The 15,845-nt window shown below is 61.0% G+C and carries 16 protein-coding genes; 10 read left to right on the top strand and 6 right to left on the bottom strand.

Annotation, left to right across the window (positions count from 1 at the left end):
* Together PYR65_RS19865 and PYR65_RS19860 are read right to left on the bottom strand one after the other, a co-directional pair.
* Window positions 1-1,089, bottom strand: coding sequence for a quinone-dependent dihydroorotate dehydrogenase (locus PYR65_RS19865; RefSeq protein WP_276119216.1), 1,089 nt, complete (start codon window positions 1,087-1,089; stop codon window positions 1-3).
* The gene (locus PYR65_RS19860) at window positions 1,086-1,433 is read right to left on the bottom strand and encodes a DUF952 domain-containing protein (protein ID WP_276119215.1); all 348 of its coding nucleotides are present in this window, start codon (window positions 1,431-1,433) and stop codon (window positions 1,086-1,088) included. Before PYR65_RS19860 ends, PYR65_RS19865 begins: the two co-directional genes overlap by 4 nt.
* Window positions 1,434-1,564: 131 nt before the next feature.
* Between PYR65_RS19860 and PYR65_RS19855 the strand changes: the two genes are divergently transcribed.
* Window positions 1,565-2,002: a hypothetical protein gene (locus PYR65_RS19855; RefSeq protein WP_276119214.1), complete on the top strand. Its 438-nt coding sequence runs from the start codon at window positions 1,565-1,567 to the stop codon at window positions 2,000-2,002.
* Window positions 2,003-2,086: 84 nt separating this feature from the next.
* Window positions 2,087-2,734, top strand: coding sequence for a response regulator transcription factor (locus tag PYR65_RS19850; RefSeq protein WP_276119213.1), 648 nt, complete (start codon window positions 2,087-2,089; stop codon window positions 2,732-2,734).
* Here PYR65_RS19850 and PYR65_RS19845 read toward each other — a convergent pair.
* From PYR65_RS19845 to PYR65_RS19835, 3 genes are read right to left on the bottom strand one after another with little or no spacing between them, the layout of a single operon-like run.
* Window positions 2,731-3,084: a helix-turn-helix domain-containing protein gene (locus PYR65_RS19845; RefSeq protein ID WP_276119212.1), complete on the bottom strand. Its 354-nt coding sequence runs from the start codon at window positions 3,082-3,084 to the stop codon at window positions 2,731-2,733. The two genes, PYR65_RS19850 and PYR65_RS19845, sit on opposite strands and share 4 nt — an antisense overlap.
* A gap of 10 nt (window positions 3,085-3,094) precedes the next feature.
* Window positions 3,095-3,523, bottom strand: coding sequence for a type II toxin-antitoxin system RelE/ParE family toxin (locus PYR65_RS19840; RefSeq protein WP_276119211.1), 429 nt, complete (start codon window positions 3,521-3,523; stop codon window positions 3,095-3,097).
* Window positions 3,524-3,564: 41 nt separating this feature from the next.
* Window positions 3,565-7,065, bottom strand: coding sequence for a PAS domain-containing hybrid sensor histidine kinase/response regulator (locus tag PYR65_RS19835; RefSeq protein WP_276119210.1), 3,501 nt, complete (start codon window positions 7,063-7,065; stop codon window positions 3,565-3,567).
* Window positions 7,066-7,305: 240 nt separating this feature from the next.
* Here PYR65_RS19835 and mscL point away from each other — a divergent pair, with 240 nt between their 5' ends.
* The 7 genes from mscL to PYR65_RS19800 all read left to right on the top strand — a co-directional run bounded on the left by mscL (window position 7,306) and on the right by PYR65_RS19800 (window position 14,025).
* Entirely contained in the window at window positions 7,306-7,734 is a 429-nt protein-coding gene (gene mscL / locus PYR65_RS19830) for a large conductance mechanosensitive channel protein MscL (protein ID WP_060636137.1), read from the top strand.
* Window positions 7,735-7,857: 123 nt separating this feature from the next.
* A complete protein-coding gene (locus PYR65_RS19825; protein ID WP_276119209.1) occupies window positions 7,858-9,024 on the top strand; it encodes a pyridoxal phosphate-dependent aminotransferase in 1,167 nt (388 codons plus the stop codon).
* A 95-nt stretch (window positions 9,025-9,119) separates the two neighbouring features.
* Entirely contained in the window at window positions 9,120-10,112 is a 993-nt protein-coding gene (gene galE, locus PYR65_RS19820) for a UDP-glucose 4-epimerase GalE (protein WP_276119208.1), read from the top strand.
* A gap of 271 nt (window positions 10,113-10,383) precedes the next feature.
* The gene (gene rfbF / locus PYR65_RS19815; protein WP_276119207.1) at window positions 10,384-11,154 is read left to right on the top strand and encodes a glucose-1-phosphate cytidylyltransferase; all 771 of its coding nucleotides are present in this window, start codon (window positions 10,384-10,386) and stop codon (window positions 11,152-11,154) included.
* Window positions 11,154-12,239 (top strand): CDP-glucose 4,6-dehydratase, encoded by a 1,086-nt coding sequence (gene rfbG, locus PYR65_RS19810; protein WP_276119206.1) that lies wholly within the window; start codon window positions 11,154-11,156, stop codon window positions 12,237-12,239. The genes rfbF and rfbG overlap by 1 nt, the downstream gene beginning before the upstream one ends.
* Window positions 12,236-12,799: a dTDP-4-dehydrorhamnose 3,5-epimerase family protein gene (locus PYR65_RS19805; protein WP_276119205.1), complete on the top strand. Its 564-nt coding sequence runs from the start codon at window positions 12,236-12,238 to the stop codon at window positions 12,797-12,799. The genes rfbG and PYR65_RS19805 overlap by 4 nt, the downstream gene beginning before the upstream one ends.
* Window positions 12,796-14,025, top strand: a complete 1,230-nt coding sequence (locus PYR65_RS19800) for a class I SAM-dependent methyltransferase (protein ID WP_276119204.1) — start codon at window positions 12,796-12,798, stop codon at window positions 14,023-14,025. The genes PYR65_RS19805 and PYR65_RS19800 overlap by 4 nt, the downstream gene beginning before the upstream one ends.
* A gap of 92 nt (window positions 14,026-14,117) precedes the next feature.
* Here the strand turns inward: PYR65_RS19800 and PYR65_RS19795 are convergent, their stop codons facing one another.
* Window positions 14,118-14,423 (bottom strand): chorismate mutase family protein, encoded by a 306-nt coding sequence (locus tag PYR65_RS19795; protein WP_060636130.1) that lies wholly within the window; start codon window positions 14,421-14,423, stop codon window positions 14,118-14,120.
* Between the two features lie 174 nt (window positions 14,424-14,597).
* Between PYR65_RS19795 and PYR65_RS19790 the strand changes: the two genes are divergently transcribed.
* Window positions 14,598-15,815, top strand: coding sequence for a glycosyltransferase family 2 protein (locus PYR65_RS19790; RefSeq protein WP_060636129.1), 1,218 nt, complete (start codon window positions 14,598-14,600; stop codon window positions 15,813-15,815).
* Window positions 15,816-15,845 lie beyond the last annotated feature (30 nt).

Raw genomic sequence — 15,845 nt, 5'->3', positions numbered from 1 at the left:
TCAAGCGCTTCTGTCAGCCCAATACTCCGTGCGGCTGCCGCGGATATCGCTGATCGAGGCCAGCTTTTCGCGGTCGCAGAGGGCAGACAGGCCGCGCACGATCTTGCCAGCCAGCGCCGGCCCCTCATAGACCATGCAGGAATAGAGCTGGACGAGATTGGCGCCGGCGCGGATCTTTTCCGCAGCCGTTTCGGCCGACGAGACACCGCCGACCCCGATGATCGGCAGATCGGCGCCGACGCGCCTGCGCATCTTGGCCAGCACGATCGTGGATTTTTCAAACAGCGGTTTGCCGGAAAGACCGCCACTCTCCTTGGCCTGCTGCTGGTCGCGCAGCCCCTCGCGCGACAGCGTCGTGTTGGAGACGATCAGGCCGTCAAGCGCATGGTCGAGCGCGACCGCGGCAATATCGTCCATTCCTTCTTCGGTCAGATCCGGCGCAATCTTCAGGAACACCGGTACGCGGGTGCCCGCTTTCCTGGCTTCCTCATCGCGCGCCGCAAGAACGGCAGACAGCAGGGCGGACAGGCTTTCGCGTGCCTGCAGGTCACGCAGGCCCGGTGTGTTCGGTGACGAGATATTGGCGGTGAAATAGCGGGCGACACCATAGAAGGTGCGGATGCCGGTGACATAGTCGGCAACGCGGTCGGCGCTGTCCTTGTTGGCACCGATATTGACGCCGATCATTGCGGAACGGGCGCAGGATTTCAGGCGCTGGAGCGCTGCCTGATGGCCTTCATTGTTGAAGCCGAGGCGATTGATCACGGCCTCGTCCTCCACCAGCCGGAAGATGCGCGGCTTGTCGTTGCCGGCCTGCGGCTTTGGGGTCACGGTGCCGATCTCGGTAAAGCCGAAACCGAGGCGCAACAGCGCTTCCGGGACCTCTGCATTCTTGTCGTAACCTGCGGCGAGGCCGACCGGATTGGCAAAGGAGAGACCGGCGACGGTCTGCGCCAGACGTGGATCGGCGGGGGCAGCGCAGGCAGGCACGAGGCCGGTCTTCAGCCCCTTGATCGACAGGCCGTGCGCCGCTTCCGGATCGAGCAGGAAAAGACCGCGGCGGGCCAGCGACTGGAACATATCGATCATTGGTCAAGCTCCGGGAAGACATGGGCGCCATTGGCATCGAGCGGCAGCGGCTTTTCCCAGATGACCGCGTCAAGCGGCAGGGAGGCATAGAGATGCGGAAACAAAGCACCGCCGCGCGAGGTCTCGTAAACCAGCGCCTCTCCCAGCTTTTCGCCATCGACCGCAACCAGCAGCAGGCCGTCCTGCCCTGCAAAATGCCGTGCAGCGGTCTCCTGTGCTTGGTCCCCGGTTGAGAAATGAACAAAACCGTCGGTCAGATCGATCGCAGCACCTTTGAATTCTCCGCTTGCGCGCGCATCCTGCCATAGAGTTGCCGGAACGATTTTATAGATAATGCTGCTCATGCCGGCGTTTCCTGAAACTGTGGACGATCTCATTGCGGGATTGCCGCAATCTTCTGAAAATGTCCACCGGCAAGCGTGACGCAGCCCTGATTTTTGACGGGCGCCGTATCATGTCGATCAAGGAGAATGCGATGAACAGGATGCTGATGCCGGTGGTAGCCCTTGGCGGCATGGTTGCGGCGTCTGCCGTGGCGGCGCAGGAACCGGCGCCCGGGCGCTATGCCATGCAGAAGACCGATAGCGGTATCGCGCGGCTGGATACGCAGACCGGCGAGGTCTCGCTCTGCCAGGAAAAGGACGGCGATATCGTCTGCCGCATGGCGGCCGACGAGCGCACGGCCTTCGAGCTGGAGCTCGATTTGCTGACCAAGCGCGTCGAAACCCTGGAAAAAGCCGCCTCCGACGGCACGCTGGGCATCAAACCCAGGCTTCCGACCAAGGAAGAGATTGACCAGACGATGGGCGTCATGGAAAGAATGATGCGCAGTTTCATGGGAATTGTGAAAGATCTGGAAAGCGGGGACAAGCCGCCGTCGGACAAGACGGAGGACATGCCCCAAAAGACCTGACCGGATCTGGACGGCACTGCGGAAGAATTGGAGGATTTTTCCGCCGTGGCAGGCCTTCGGGCCAGGCTCTGGGGAGGGAGCGTCATGACATCAGGATTGACCATCATCATTGCGGATGACCACCCGCTGTTTCGCGGCGCCATGCGCCAGGCGCTGGGCGGCATGCCGGGCAATCCGGCGATCATCGAGGCCGGCGATTTCACCTCCGCGCGGCAAGCGGCGATCGGAAATCCATCGGCCGACCTGATGCTACTGGATCTCACCATGCCGGGTGTCAGCGGGCTTTCCGGGCTGATTGCGCTTCGTGCCGAGTTCCAGAGCCTGCCCGTCATGATCGTCTCTGCCCATGACGATCCGGCCACCATCCAGCGCGCACTCGAACTCGGCGCCTCCGGTTTCCTGTCCAAATCCGCAGGTATCGACGAAATCCGACAAGGGATCGACACGGTCATGGCCGGCGATATCTTCACGCCGCCGGGCTTCCAGCGCGGCATGGAGCACGAGCCGGAAGTGGCCGCCCTTCTGCACCGTTTGCAGACGCTCACCCCGCAGCAATCGCGCGTGCTTGGGATGCTCGCCGAAGGCCTGCTCAACAAGCAGATCGCCTACGAACTCGGCGTCTCCGAAGCAACCATCAAGGCGCATGTCTCGGCCATCCTGCTCAAGCTCAATGTCGATAGCCGCACGCAGGCGGTCATTCAGCTGGGCAAGATTTCGGCTGTGGCGGCTTAACGTCCGGTCGCCAGCTTTGCCGGCGCGATATGCGTGTTGATATCACCACGCTCCTGGTTCGATCGATGGATGTCGATAACGATGTCCCTGCCGAGCAACGACAGGGCGCGCATCAGCCTCCAGACGGAATAGTCACCCACATTGCCGTTGACGATTCTCGATATATCGGGCTGCTTCAAATTGGTCAGTTCCGCAGCCGCCTTCTGGCTCAAGCTCTTGTCTTCGACGGCGAGAGCGATCTCGTTTGAAAGCAGGAATTTGACCCGCATTTCTGCGGGGTCACTATAGCCGCGGTCCTTGAGATAGTTCCCGCTTCCCAATTTGGTTGGTCCAGCTGCTGCATCCGTCATGTCTTTGAACCTATTCCGATTGCCTTCGCCTTTGCCGTGCGTCGTAACGTTCGCGCAGCAACACCCGATTTCGGGTATAAAATTGGTCTGCCTGACGTTTTCTCTCCAACAGCCGGACAACCTGTTCTGCCGGAATCTCGCCGCCCTGTTTCGACTTCTTCATGCCCGCGTCGATCAGGATCACCACCTCGTCGTAGGCCGCAAGATAGTATGTCCGGTATGTGTTGCTGTCGTGAAAGACGCGGAGCTCATCGATCCCCTTCGCATTCCCCGATAGCGCCTGGTGATGTCTTGCAGGCAGGCGCCGAAGGTTCTGGACTGCGGTTATCCGCGCATCGAATGCTTCAATCACTTCAGCGGGTTGCGCAAGGTAGTCCTCTTCGACACGCGGCGACAGGAACAGCACCTCTTTAATATCGATCGCATCGTCCGACGTCATATCAATACGAATATAGCAATTTCACTATAATTCAATCCTGTTTATTCCGCCGCCGCCTTCATCGATACCGACAGCTGCGTCAGCCAGGCGCGCATCGAGGCCGGGCGGACGGGTTTGTTTTGCAAGGTGATGCCGTCGCGCTCGGCGCTTGCGCGCACTTCGGGGGAGCGGTCGGCGGTGACCAGGAGTGCCGGAATATCGGTGCCGGAATGAAGCCGGATGGCGCGGATCATGTCGATGCCGGTGCCGTCGTCGAGGTGATAGTCGGCAATGATCGCGTCGGGGCGCAGGTCTTGAGCGGTTAAACTGCGCTGCCAGACATCGAGCGACGGTGTGGTCGTCACGCGGCAGCCCCAGCCCTCCAAAAGCAGTTTCATGCCTTCCAGGATCAGCGGCTCGTTGTCGATGCAAAGGACGCGCAGGCCATGCAGCGGCTCGACGGTGCGGATCGGATCGGATGGCGTGATCCGGGCGCTGCCCGCCGCCGTCCGGTCGATCGGCAGGGTGACGCGGAAGCGGGTGCCCTTGCCGGGCTTGGATTGCAGATCGACGCTGTGATTGAGCACGCGCGAAATGCGATCGACGATTGACAGGCCAAGGCCAAGTCCGGAGGCGGTCTTGGCGCCCTCGTCGAGGCGGGCGAACTCCTTGAAGACGGTGCGGAACTTGGACGCGGGGATGCCGATGCCGGAATCGAGCACCTGGATGACCGCATTGCCGTTTTCGCGCCGCACGCCGACGAGAATCTTGCCCGCCAGCGTATATTTGATCGCGTTGGAAACGAGGTTCTGCACCAGGCGGCGTAACAGGTTGGGGTCGGTGCGCACGGTGAGCGATGTCGGCATGACGGTGAGCTTGAGCTTGGCGGCGCGGGCAACCGGCGCAAAATCGGTCTCGATCCGCCGCAAGAGGTCGTTGAGCGGCACCGATTGCAGGCGCGGCTTCATGGCGCCGGTATCGAGCCGCGAAATATCGAGAACGGCCCCGAGGATGGTCTCCACCGATTCCAGCGAGGAATCGATATTCTGCACCAGCGCGCTGTTTTCCGATTCGCCGAGACGTTCCACCAGCGACGACGAGTAGAGGCGGGCCGCATTCAGCGGCTGCAGGATATCGTGACCGGCAGCGGCAAAGAAGCGCGTCTTGCCGATATTGGCCTCTTCGGCAGCGGCGCGCGCCTCGGCGACTTCCTTGTTGACGCGGGTGAGTTCTCCCGTGCGCTCGGCAACGCGCAGTTCCAGCGTCTCGTTTGCCTGCTTCAGCGCCATGTCGGCGGCCACGCGCTGGGTAATGTCGGTATAGGTGGTGACGATGCCCTTGTCGGGCATGGCATTGGTGCGCACCTCGATGATGCGGGCGCCGCCTGACAGCTCGAGCAGGAAGGGTTTGTCGAGCGTCAGGAAATTGGCAATCAGCCGCTTGCCGTCATCCTTGCGGATATCGCCGCGCTGGGTCAGCATCGAAACGATGTCTGCGAGCGGAAAGCCGACCTGTCCGGCGCTTTCCGGCAGGTCGAGCAGCTGGCGGAACCGGCGGTTCCAGATGATCAGGTTGTTGGAACTGTCGAAGACGGCGATGCCCTGGTCCATCTGCGAGAGTGCGGTCTGCAGCATGTCCTGATTGTATTGCAGCGCTTCAGATGCCTGATCGAGCAGCCAGGCCGTGTCCGACGAGGTGTCGTCCAGCCGCTGCAGCACGAGCGACAGAACGAGCCGGGCGGACGAGGAGCCGATGGCGCTGCCGAGCAGCTGTTCGGAAAAATGGATCAGCCCCATATCGGCCGGCAGATGATCCTCCAGCCAGCGGCCCGTCTGGCGCTCATAGGTCTGGAAGGAGCGCTGCATCCGTTCCTGGCCGAGATAGCGGGCGATGGTGGTCTTCAGATCCAGCACGGTGATCTTGGTCTTGCGCCCGCGAAAGGCTTTTTCGCTGCGCGATTTGCGGCGGATGAACACGCCTGCCTGCAGCCGCTCCAGCGGCTTTGGGGCGCGCGTCAGCGAGCCAACGACATAGGCGATCACGTTGACCAGCAGGCTGAGCGCCGAGGCATTGACCAGCGGATCGGCGTCGGCGCCGGAAAACAGGGTGGTGAAGGGGAAGAGAAAGCCGAGAACGGTTGCCGCGACATGCGAATTGTCCGGTCCGCCGAGGCTGGGCAGAAACAGGAGATAGGCCCAGACAAAAAATCCGAGCGTCATCCCGGCGATGGCGCCGCGGGCATTGGCCTGGCGCCAGACAAGACCGCCGAACAATGCCGGCGCCATCTGCGAGATGGCGGCGAAAGCAAGCAGGCCAAGCGAGGCAAGACCCGCACTCATGTCGGCGGAGCGGTAATAGGCGTAACCCAGTAGCAGCACCACGAAAATCGCCGTGCGCCGGACATTGAGCAGGGTACCCGCCACATCCTGCGAGCCGCCGCGGCCCATCAGGTTGCGCCGCAGGAATACTGGCATGATGATGTCGTTGGAAATCATGATCGACAGCGCGACCGATGCGACGATGACCATGGCCGTGGCTGCGGAAAACCCGCCGATGAAGGTGATCATGGTGAGCACCGGAATATCTGCCGCCAGCGGCAGCGTCAGCAGGTAGAGATCGGCATCGCCGGTACCGGCAAAGGTCAGCACGCCGGCAATCGCGACGGGCAGCACGAACAGGTTGATGGCAACAAGGTAGATCGGAAACAGGATGCCTGCGGTGCGCAGGTCCTTTTCCGTCCGGTTTTCCACCACCGTTACATGGAACTGGCGCGGCAGCATGATGATGGCAAAGGCGGACAGGACGACGAGCAGGATCCAGCGCGGCAGCGGCGTCTGGTAGTGCAGTGCCGTCATCACCTGCTGGTTGGCCAGAGCCTTGGCCCACAAGTCACTTGGACCGTCGAACAGGAAGAAGACCACGTAGATCCCGGCCGTGACCAAAGCGAGCAGCTTCACCACCGATTCCATCGCAATCGCCAGGATCAGTCCGTCCTGATGTTCGGTCGCGTCGGTATGGCGCGTGCCGAAAACGATGGCGAAGCAGGCGAGGAAAAGCGTCACCAGGAGCGGCAGGTCGATGAAGTCCTGCCCCGAACCGATGCCGTAGCCGCTGGTATCGACCAGTGCCGAGACCGAGCTGGAGACCGCCTTCAGCTGCAATGCGATATAGGGGATGGCGCCGACCAGCGAGATCAGCGCGACGATGGCCGCAACCATCGGGTTCTTGCCGTAGCGCGCGGCGATGAAATCGGCAACGGATGTGAGCTTCTCGGCCTTGGCAAGCGCGATGATGCGGCGGATCACCGGCAGGCCGATGGTGAACATCAGGATCGGGCCGATATAGATGCCGGTAAATTCGAGGCCGCGCTCGGCGGCAAGCCCGACGCCTCCGAAATAGGTCCAGGACGTGCAATAGATCGCCAGGCTCAAGGCATAGACCAGCGGCCTGCCCTTGCCGGCAGGTGCGGCCTTCCAGGCCTTGCGATCGCCATAACTTGCCACTGCAAACAGCAGCAGCAGGTAGCCGAAGGCGGCAGCGAAAATGATCGAGCCCGAGAGCATGTCTCCTCCTTCTCCCGTGTGAAGCATAGGACAAGACGAGGGGGAAGAAAATCGGGTCCGCCTAAGCCTTAAGTCAAAGAAACGGCGGCTCTTTCCGCATCGAATCGTGATAGGCCACGCCACGCTATTTTTGATCGCATGATTTACATGATTTCGATTTCGGCTAGCATCCGGTTTGTACCCGGTTGCGTCAGAACAGGCTGACACAGCTGGTTTAAGGCCAAAGACAAGGAGAGAGTAATGATAAATGAATTCAAGGCATTTATTGCCCGCGGCAATGTCATGGACCTTGCCGTCGGTATCATCATCGGCGGAGCTTTCACGCTGATCGTCAATTCGCTGGTCAATGACATCATCATGCCGATCGTCGGCGCGATCATCGGCAGCATCGATTTTTCCAATTTCTTCATCCCGCTCTCCAGCACCGTGACCGCGACATCGCTTGCCGCCGCGCGCGAGCAGGGCGCTGTCTTTGCCTATGGCAACTTCCTGACCGTGGTGCTGAACTTCCTCATTCTCGCCTGGATCATTTTCCTGCTGGTCAAGGCCGTCAACAGGATGCGTGCTTCTCTCGAAAAGCAGAAGAACGAAGAGCCGGCAGCACCGCCGCCGGTGGACGTCCAGCTCCTCACCGAAATCCGCGACCTGCTGAAAACGCAGCGCGTATAGGACGCGTTGCGCGGTCTTCAGGCGGGTTCGATACATCACCAGAATCGATAAATCCGTCACCGAATATCGCGTGATCGTGATGTGAAAAACAGCTAGAAGCGGCGGGCCAACAGGAGCCCGCCGATGACCATACTTGCCAGCCTCAGCCCTCGATCCCTGTCCGCTCCGGAAAGCGGCATCGTCGAACTGGTCAATTATGCACGTGGGCGCGATGGGCTCATTCCGCTCTGGGTCGGCGAGGGGGACCTGCCGACACCGGATTTCATCTCGCAGGCAGCCCAGGATTCGTTGAAGGCCGGCGAGACCTTCTATACCTGGCAGCGCGGCATCCCGGCCCTGCGCGAGGCGCTGTCGCGCTATTACCAGCGCCATTTTTCCAAAACCCTGTCGTCCGACAATTTCTACGTCACCGGTTCGGGCATGCAGTCGATCAAGCTCGCCATTGAAGCGGTGACTTCGCCGGGCGACGAGATGGTCTTCCTGACACCGGCCTGGCCGAATTTTGCCGCCAGCGCCGAACTGTCCGGCGTGCGCGCAGTTGCGGTGCCGCTGAGCTTCGAAGACGGCAAATGGCAGCTCGACATCGGCAGGCTGGAAGCGGCGATCACCGGAAAAACCAAGGCGCTGTTCGTCAACACGCCCTCCAACCCGACCGGCTGGACGGCCACACAGGAAGATTTGCGGGCCATTCTGGCGCTCGCCCGTAGACATGGCCTGTGGATCATGGCCGACGAGATCTACGCGCTCTATTCCTACACTGGTGATCGCGCGCCATCCTTCCTCGACGTGATGGAAGACGACGAGCGCATCCTGTTCGTCAATTCGTTTTCGAAGAACTGGTCGATGACCGGCTGGCGGGCGGGCTGGATCGTGGCACCGCCGGCGATCGGCCAGGTGCTGGAAAATCTCATTCAATATTCGACCTCGGGCGTGGCGCAGTTCATCCAGGCGGGTGCCGTGGCGGCGCTGGACCAGGGCGATGCGTTCGTTGCCGAAAACGTCGCCAAGGCAGCGCGCTCGCGTGAAATCCTGTGCGATGCGCTGATCGCCACCAACCGGGTGCAGACGCTAAAGCCCGATGGCGCGATCTATGCCTTCCTGAAGATCGATGGCGTCACCGATGCGCGCCGCGCAGCGCTCGATATTGTCGATAAGACCGGCGTTGGCCTGGCGCCGGGGACGGCCTTCGGCGAGGGCGGATCGCTGTTCATGCGCGCCTGTTTCCTGCGCGATCCCAAGCAGATCGCCATCGCCGCAGAACGGCTGGCAGGCTATATCGCCGCGCTCTGATCCTTGGCCCCGCAATCAGTTCCTGCACATAACCCTTGTGAATCGCGCCGCGAACGGGTTTTATCCCGCTCACTTGAACAGCGCAGGAGCAGGCAATGGCAGTATTGGTAACGGGCGGCGGCGGTTATATCGGCAGCCACATGGTCTGGGCATTGCTCGATGCCGGCGAACAGGTTGTCGTCATCGATCGCCTCTCGACCGGCTTTCGCTGGGCAATCGCGCCTGAGGCCCGTTTCTATGAAGGCGATATTGCCGACACGGCGCTGATGCAGCAGATCTTTGCCGACAATGAAATCGATTCGATCATTCATTTCGCCGGCTCGATCGTCGTGCCGGAATCGGTGGCCGATCCGCTCGGCTATTACGAGAACAACACGGTCAAATCGCGCAGCCTGATCGCCAGCGCCGTCGAAGCCGGTATTCCCTATTTCGTATTTTCCTCGACCGCAGCCGTCTATGGCACGCCGGATGTGCTGGAACCGGTGACCGAAAGCGTCAACCTCAAGCCGGAATCGCCCTATGGGTCGTCGAAGCTGATGACCGAGATCATGCTGCGCGATACGGCCGCCGCTCATGCCTTCACCTATACGGCCCTGCGCTATTTCAACGTCGCCGGTGCCGATCCGAAGGGCCGCAGCGGCCAGTCGTCGGCGCTTGCCACGCATCTGATCAAGGTTGCCTGCGCAACCGCACTCGGCAAACGGGACTCGATGAGCGTCTTTGGCACCGATTACCCGACACCGGACGGAACCTGTGTGCGCGATTATATCCATGTCTGGGATCTGGTTCAGGCGCATCTGAAGGCGCTGCAGCGCATGCGCGCCGGTGGTGGTTCGCTGGCGGCCAATTGCGGTTACGGTCATGGCTTCTCGGTGCTCGAAGTGCTCGATGCGGTGCGCAAGGTGCATGGGCAGGATTTCCCCGTCACCTTCTCGCCGCGCCGCGCCGGTGATCCCGCCATGATCGTCGCCAATCCGGCCTTGGCCAAGCAGGAGCTTGGCTGGGTGCCGCAATATGACGACCTGAACGGCATCATCCGCAGTGCGCTGGACTGGGAATTGCATCTGATGCGCAAGAATTCCTATTGATATCAGCCTATTAGCAACACGTTTAGCCGCTCCAGTTTGACGACAGCTTCACGCTCTAGGGTACCGGTCAGAATAGGCTGACTGGACCCGGAGCATGATGGAGCTTTTGCGCTTGAAAAACCCTATGACGGCAAGGCCTGGGGCTCTGCAGTCAAAGGTGGCGCTTCGTCTCCAGTCTGTCCGGCCGCTCGCAAACAGCAATTTTTCTCCCTCCCGCCCAGCCATCGCCGGTTCCGCCTGCGATCGTCTTGGCGTTTAAGCGGAGGGGCGGATGAAAGCTGTCATTCTCGCCGGCGGCCTGGGGTCGCGCATTGCCGAAGAAACGCATCTGAAGCCAAAGCCGATGATCGAGATCGGCGGCCGGCCGATCCTGTGGCATATCATGAAGCTCTACTACGCCCATGGCGTGCGTGACTTTATCATCTGCTGCGGTTTCAAAGGCTATGTGATCAAGGAATATTTCGCCAATTACGGCCTGCACATGTCGGACATCACCTTCGACCTGTCGCAGAACTCGATCGAATTTCATCGCCAGAGTGCGGAAAACTGGCGGGTGACGCTGGTCGATACCGGCGAAAACTCGATGACGGGCGGCCGGTTGAAGCGGGTCGCGTCCTACCTGAGGGATGACGACGCTTTCTGCTTCACCTATGGCGACGGTGTCGGCAATGTCGATATCGGCAAGACCATCGCCTTCCACAAGAGCCATGGAAAACAGGCCACGGTGACCGCCGTTCGCCCCCCGGCGCGCTACGGCGCCCTGCAGCTCGAAGGCACCGAAGTCCAGGGCTTTATCGAAAAGCCCGAAGGCGAAGGCGGCTTCATCAATGGCGGCTTCTTCGTGTTGTCACCCCGCGTCATCGACCGGATCGAGGCGGATCATTCAAGCTGGGAAGGGGATCCCCTGATGGGACTGGCCAGAGACGGCGAGTTGCAGGCTTATTTCCATGAAGGCTTCTGGCAGCCGATGGATACCCTGCGCGACAAGAACCATCTTGAAAACCTGTGGCAGAGCGGCGCCCCACCCTGGAAAACCTGGTGATGACGATGATGAACGAATTCTGGCGCGGCAAAAGAGTTCTGGTGACCGGCCATACCGGCTTCAAGGGCAGTTGGCTTGCACTCTGGCTGCGCGAACTGGGCGCCGACGTATCGGGCCTGTCGCTTGCGCCGCAGACCGAGCCGTCGCTGCATCGTCTGCTCGGCGGCGGCATGGACGGCCCCGGCATTATCGATATCCGCGACCGCGATGCCGTGACGCATCATGTGCTGAAAACCAAGCCGCAGATCGTCTTCCATCTGGCAGCCCAGGCGCTTGTGCGCGCCGGTTATCGCAATCCGGCCGAGACCTACGATATCAACGTCATCGGCACGGCCAATCTGCTCGACGCCCTGCGGGTCTCGGAGGATGTGCGCTCGATCGTCGTGGTGACCACCGATAAGGTCTACCACAATGCCGAGAACGGCCTTGCCTTCATGGAGAGCGATCCGCTCGGCGGCCATGATCCCTATAGCGCCAGCAAGGCGGCAGCGGAAATCGTCGCGGCAAGCTACCGCGCCTCGTTCTTTGCACCCCGCAGGATCGGCCTTGCCACGGCACGCGCCGGCAATGTCATCGGCGGCGGCGACTGGGCGCAGGACCGGCTCATCCCCGATGCGGTGCGGGCCTGGCAGGACGGCGCCATCTTGCAGGTCCGCCGCCCGCGCGCCGTGCGCCCCTGGCAGCACGTGCTTGAGCCGCTCGGCGGCTATATGGGATTGGCCGAGCGCCTGTGGCAGGCGCCAGATGGCGTTGAGAGCTACAATTTCGGCCCGGATCACGGCGAAGCGGCCTCCGTCGGCGCGGTCCTGAAAATGGCGGAACGGCATTTCGGTGGCGGCGCGATGGTGCTGGGCGACGGGACGGACGGGCCCCATGAAGCCGGTTATCTGGTGCTCGACAGCGCCAAGGCGCGCGCCGATCTCGGCTACCAGCCGCGCTGGCGGCTCGCTGAAACCGTCAAGCGGACCATGGAATGGTACAGATCGCAAGGCGAGGGGCAGGCGGCACTGGATTTGTGCCTTGCCGACATCCGCGATTTTGCCGGGCTTACCGTCCGGAACGAACCTTTGCGGGCGGCCGGATGAGCGCGCGGTTCACGGCGCATGTCACGCCACTTGAGGGGCTTGCCGTCATCAGCCGCAAAACCCTGTCGGACGACCGGGGTTTCCTGTCGCGGCTGTTTTGCGAAGAGGATCTTGTTCCCTTCGGCTGGCAGGGGCACATCGCCCAGCTCAACGAAACCGGTACGCGCCACAAGGGCACGGTTCGCGGCATGCACTTCCAGCACCCACCTTATGCCGAGATCAAGCTCGTCACCTGTACGCGAGGCCGTGTGCTCGATATCGCCGTCGATATCCGGACACAATCGCCGACATTCCTTCAGCATTTCGCCGTCGAACTGTCGGAAGACAATGCCTGCTCGCTGCTGATCCCCGAAGGTTTCGCGCATGGGTTCCAGGCGCTGACTGATGATGTGCGCATGATCTATGCCCATTCCAAGCCCTATGCGGCGGCGTCCGAGAGCGGTCTCAATCCGCAGGACCCCGCACTTGGCATCGGCTGGCCGCTGCCGGTTGTTAACCTGTCGCCGCGCGATCAGGCGCACCCGCTGCTATCACCGGATTATCGGGGGATCGCCGCATGAAATGCCGCCACTGCGGATCAGCGCATATGGTGCCCTTCCTGGATCTCGGCACCGCGCCGCCGTCCAATTCCTATGTCAATGCCGATGCGCGCCATCTGCCGGAACTCTGGTATCCGCTGGTGATCCGCTGCTGCCGGGAATGCCGCCTAGTGCAGACCGAGGATTTTGCCGATCGCGAAACGTTCTTTTCCTCAAGCTATGCCTATTTCAGCTCGTTTTCCACCTCCTGGCTTGATCATGCCAAACGTTATGTCGCCGATATGCAGGCTCGTTTCGGCCTGAACGGGACCTCCCATATCGTCGAGGTCGCCGCCAATGACGGCTATCTGCTGCAATATGCGCAGGCGCGCGGCATCGGCTGCCTGGGCATCGAGCCGACGGCAAGCACGGCGGCGGCGGCGCGCGCAAAGGGTATCGAGATTGTCGAGGAATTTTTCGGTGCCGAACTTGGCGAAAGGCTGGCTGCGGAAGGCCGTTCCGCTGATCTGACGGCCGCCAACAACGTGCTGGCGCATGTGCCCGATATCAACGATTTCGTCGCTGGCTTTGCGCGGCTGTTGAAGGAAAACGGGGTCGCCACGTTCGAGTTTCCGCACCTGCTCAACATGGTACGCGAGGCTCAGTTCGATACCGCCTATCACGAACACTATTCCTACCTGTCGCTGACAGCGGTCAACCGCGTTTTCGAGGCGAACGGCTTGTCCGTCTTCGATGTCGAGACGACGCCATGGCATGGCGGCAGCCTGCGGGTGTTTGCGCAGCGCAGCGATACCGGCAGCCACATCGTGACGGCATCGGTCGCGGCCACGCTGGCTGAGGAGCAGGCGGCGGGCATGCTGGACGATGCCTTCTACACCGGCTTCCAGGCGGCGGCGCAAACCGTGCGCGACGGCTTCCTGACATTCCTGATCGAGAGCCGGCAAAAGGGCCTGAAAGTCGCAGCCTATGGCGCAGCCGCCAAGGGCAATACGCTGATCAATTTCTCCGGCGTCAAACCCGATCTGCTTGCTTTCGTCGTCGACAAGAACCCGGCCAAGCAGGGCTTCCTGCTGCCCGGAAGCCGCATTCCGATCGTTACGGAAGAATTTCTCAAAGCTGAAAAACCGGAAAGAGTGGTGATACTGCCATGGAACCTTCAGGCCGAAATCAGGCAGCAACTTTCGTATATCAGCGATTGGGGTGGCAAGTTCGTGACCGCAGTGCCGGACCTGACGGTGCACCCGTAGCAGACAGCACCCATGCCGTTTTGCCCGATGTCGTTGCCGAAATGCCGGTCAAGAAGGCCGACGCGGCCAACGTCGAGACCGGTTGAGCGCGGCTATTTTCCGCTTTCGCCGAGAATATCCTGCTCGTGCGCGATCGAATGCCGGATCAGCCGCGCCCAGATCTCCTCGTAGAAATCCGGATCCAGCCCCGCCGCCTCCGCGCTCCGGCGGGCATTCAGCCGGACTTCATCGACGCGCGAGGGGATGTCGGCCTTCAGCCCTGCCGGTTTCTTGATCTCGGCCGCGCGGCCGATATAGCCCCAGCGTTCCTGAAAGAGCGCCATCAATGCCTGGTCGATCCGGTCGATCTCGACGCGGATCTCGCTCATCGATGTGCAGTCTGCCGGACGTTTGTGCATGCTGGTCTCCGGATGTCTTCCTGGCGGCTTGCGCGCATCGCAAGACCGCATCAGCACGCTGCTTACCAAGCCACCGGCGCCGTGAAAAGCCGAAAACCGGAGCCGATGTCAAAGGGCCGCGGGCAAGCCTCGCAAAAGCCTACGCCGCTAGTCTGCGGCAAACGGAGAAACTTCATGTTCGCCCAGCCGAAACTGACGATTTGTGTGCCCTCGCGAAACCGCCAGCGGTATTTCCAGGAAACGATCAGAAGCCAGTTGATCAACCTGCGCACGGATGTCGAATATGTTTTTGCCGATAATTCCGATGATGCCGGGATCATGAACGGTTTCATGCAGGATATTCTGGGCGATCCCCGGGTCAAATATCTGCCTTCGGTGGACCGCGTCCTGTCCATGGTCGAAAACTGGGACCGTTGCGTCGAGGCCGCCACCGGCGAATTCGTCTGCATGATCGGCGACGACGACTATGCCGACCCCGATGTCGCCGACCTGATTGCACGCACGCAGGCCGAATATGCCAAGGTCGATGTGATGGTCTGGAGCCGGTTGACCTATAATTGGCCGGGCAACCGCGAAAAACGCTGCAATGTCTCCGTTCCCTTGAAAACCGGCGTCCACAAGATCCCGCGCGCGGCGCTCTACCGGGAGTTCTTTTCCTGGAAAGGCGACAAGGCGACACCCAACATGGCGTTCGGCTTCTATCACGGCGCCGTCTCCATGCAGGTGATGAACAAGATCAAGGGCCGTTTCGGCGGCAAATATTCCGAATATCCGACGGTCGATTTCGAAAATGTCTGCAAGGTTCTCGTCACGGCAGAGCACCTTTTCTATTCGGAACGGCCGTTTTCGGTGCTGGGATCCTGCGCCGAGAGCAATTCCGCCAAGTTGACGCAACTCGCCAACGCGAAGGAGCGCAACGCACTGTTCATGAGCGAATCGGGCCGGAATATCGACGAAGACCCGCACATGAAGGCGTTTCCCTTTCCATCGATTCTGGGGCTGGCCGCCTGCATCGCCCAGGTGCAGAACTGGTTTTTGACGACCTACGGCTACAAGCCGATCGCCGGTTGGGAAGCCAATTTTGCAAAAGCCTGCGGCCTCAGCTGCAGCATGATGGATGATCGTGCGGCTTACGAAACCATCGCGGATGGATACAGAGCCGTCTTCGCGCGCTGGAAAGGCGGCAAATATCTCAAGGATTTCAAGCCGGTGGACTATATCCATCGCCCCGACACCGGTTTCTTCACGGGCATTTCCGACGATATGCTGTTGATGGATGAGGAGATCGGTGGGGTCGAGACGCCGATGGAGCTCTATCAGCTGGTCGAGCAGGTGGTCGCGCCAATGCACGAACTCACCTTTAAATCGCACGAGACCTTCAAGGCGGCGTGAGGCAGCCTCACGAAAGCCTTCGGCGATAGG

Origin of the sequence: Pararhizobium qamdonense, from assembly GCF_029277445.1 — a bacterium.
GTDB classification, from domain to species: domain Bacteria; phylum Pseudomonadota; class Alphaproteobacteria; order Rhizobiales; family Rhizobiaceae; genus Pararhizobium; species Pararhizobium qamdonense.
Note: the sequence above shows the minus strand (reverse complement) of the source record. Positions and strands in the feature narration are given on the sequence as shown.

Bases quoted from the DNA above. Each gene is read 5' to 3' on its own strand.
- PYR65_RS19865 (WP_276119216.1), bottom strand. From the start codon at position 1,089: ATGATCGATATGTTCCAGTCGCTGGCCCGCCGCGGTCTTTTCCTGCTC.
- PYR65_RS19860 (WP_276119215.1), bottom strand. From the start codon at position 1,433: ATGAGCAGCATTATCTATAAAATCGTTCCGGCAACTCTATGGCAGGAT.
- PYR65_RS19855 (WP_276119214.1), top strand. From the start codon at position 1,565: ATGAACAGGATGCTGATGCCGGTGGTAGCCCTTGGCGGCATGGTTGCG.
- PYR65_RS19850 (WP_276119213.1), top strand. From the start codon at position 2,087: ATGACATCAGGATTGACCATCATCATTGCGGATGACCACCCGCTGTTT.
- PYR65_RS19845 (WP_276119212.1), bottom strand. From the start codon at position 3,084: ATGACGGATGCAGCAGCTGGACCAACCAAATTGGGAAGCGGGAACTAT.
- PYR65_RS19840 (WP_276119211.1), bottom strand. From the start codon at position 3,523: ATGACGTCGGACGATGCGATCGATATTAAAGAGGTGCTGTTCCTGTCG.
- PYR65_RS19835 (WP_276119210.1), bottom strand. From the start codon at position 7,065: ATGCTCTCGGGCTCGATCATTTTCGCTGCCGCCTTCGGCTACCTGCTG.
- mscL (WP_060636137.1), top strand. From the start codon at position 7,306: ATGATAAATGAATTCAAGGCATTTATTGCCCGCGGCAATGTCATGGAC.
- PYR65_RS19825 (WP_276119209.1), top strand. From the start codon at position 7,858: ATGACCATACTTGCCAGCCTCAGCCCTCGATCCCTGTCCGCTCCGGAA.
- galE (WP_276119208.1), top strand. From the start codon at position 9,120: ATGGCAGTATTGGTAACGGGCGGCGGCGGTTATATCGGCAGCCACATG.
- rfbF (WP_276119207.1), top strand. From the start codon at position 10,384: ATGAAAGCTGTCATTCTCGCCGGCGGCCTGGGGTCGCGCATTGCCGAA.
- rfbG (WP_276119206.1), top strand. From the start codon at position 11,154: ATGACGATGATGAACGAATTCTGGCGCGGCAAAAGAGTTCTGGTGACC.
- PYR65_RS19805 (WP_276119205.1), top strand. From the start codon at position 12,236: ATGAGCGCGCGGTTCACGGCGCATGTCACGCCACTTGAGGGGCTTGCC.
- PYR65_RS19800 (WP_276119204.1), top strand. From the start codon at position 12,796: ATGAAATGCCGCCACTGCGGATCAGCGCATATGGTGCCCTTCCTGGAT.
- PYR65_RS19795 (WP_060636130.1), bottom strand. From the start codon at position 14,423: ATGCACAAACGTCCGGCAGACTGCACATCGATGAGCGAGATCCGCGTC.
- PYR65_RS19790 (WP_060636129.1), top strand. From the start codon at position 14,598: ATGTTCGCCCAGCCGAAACTGACGATTTGTGTGCCCTCGCGAAACCGC.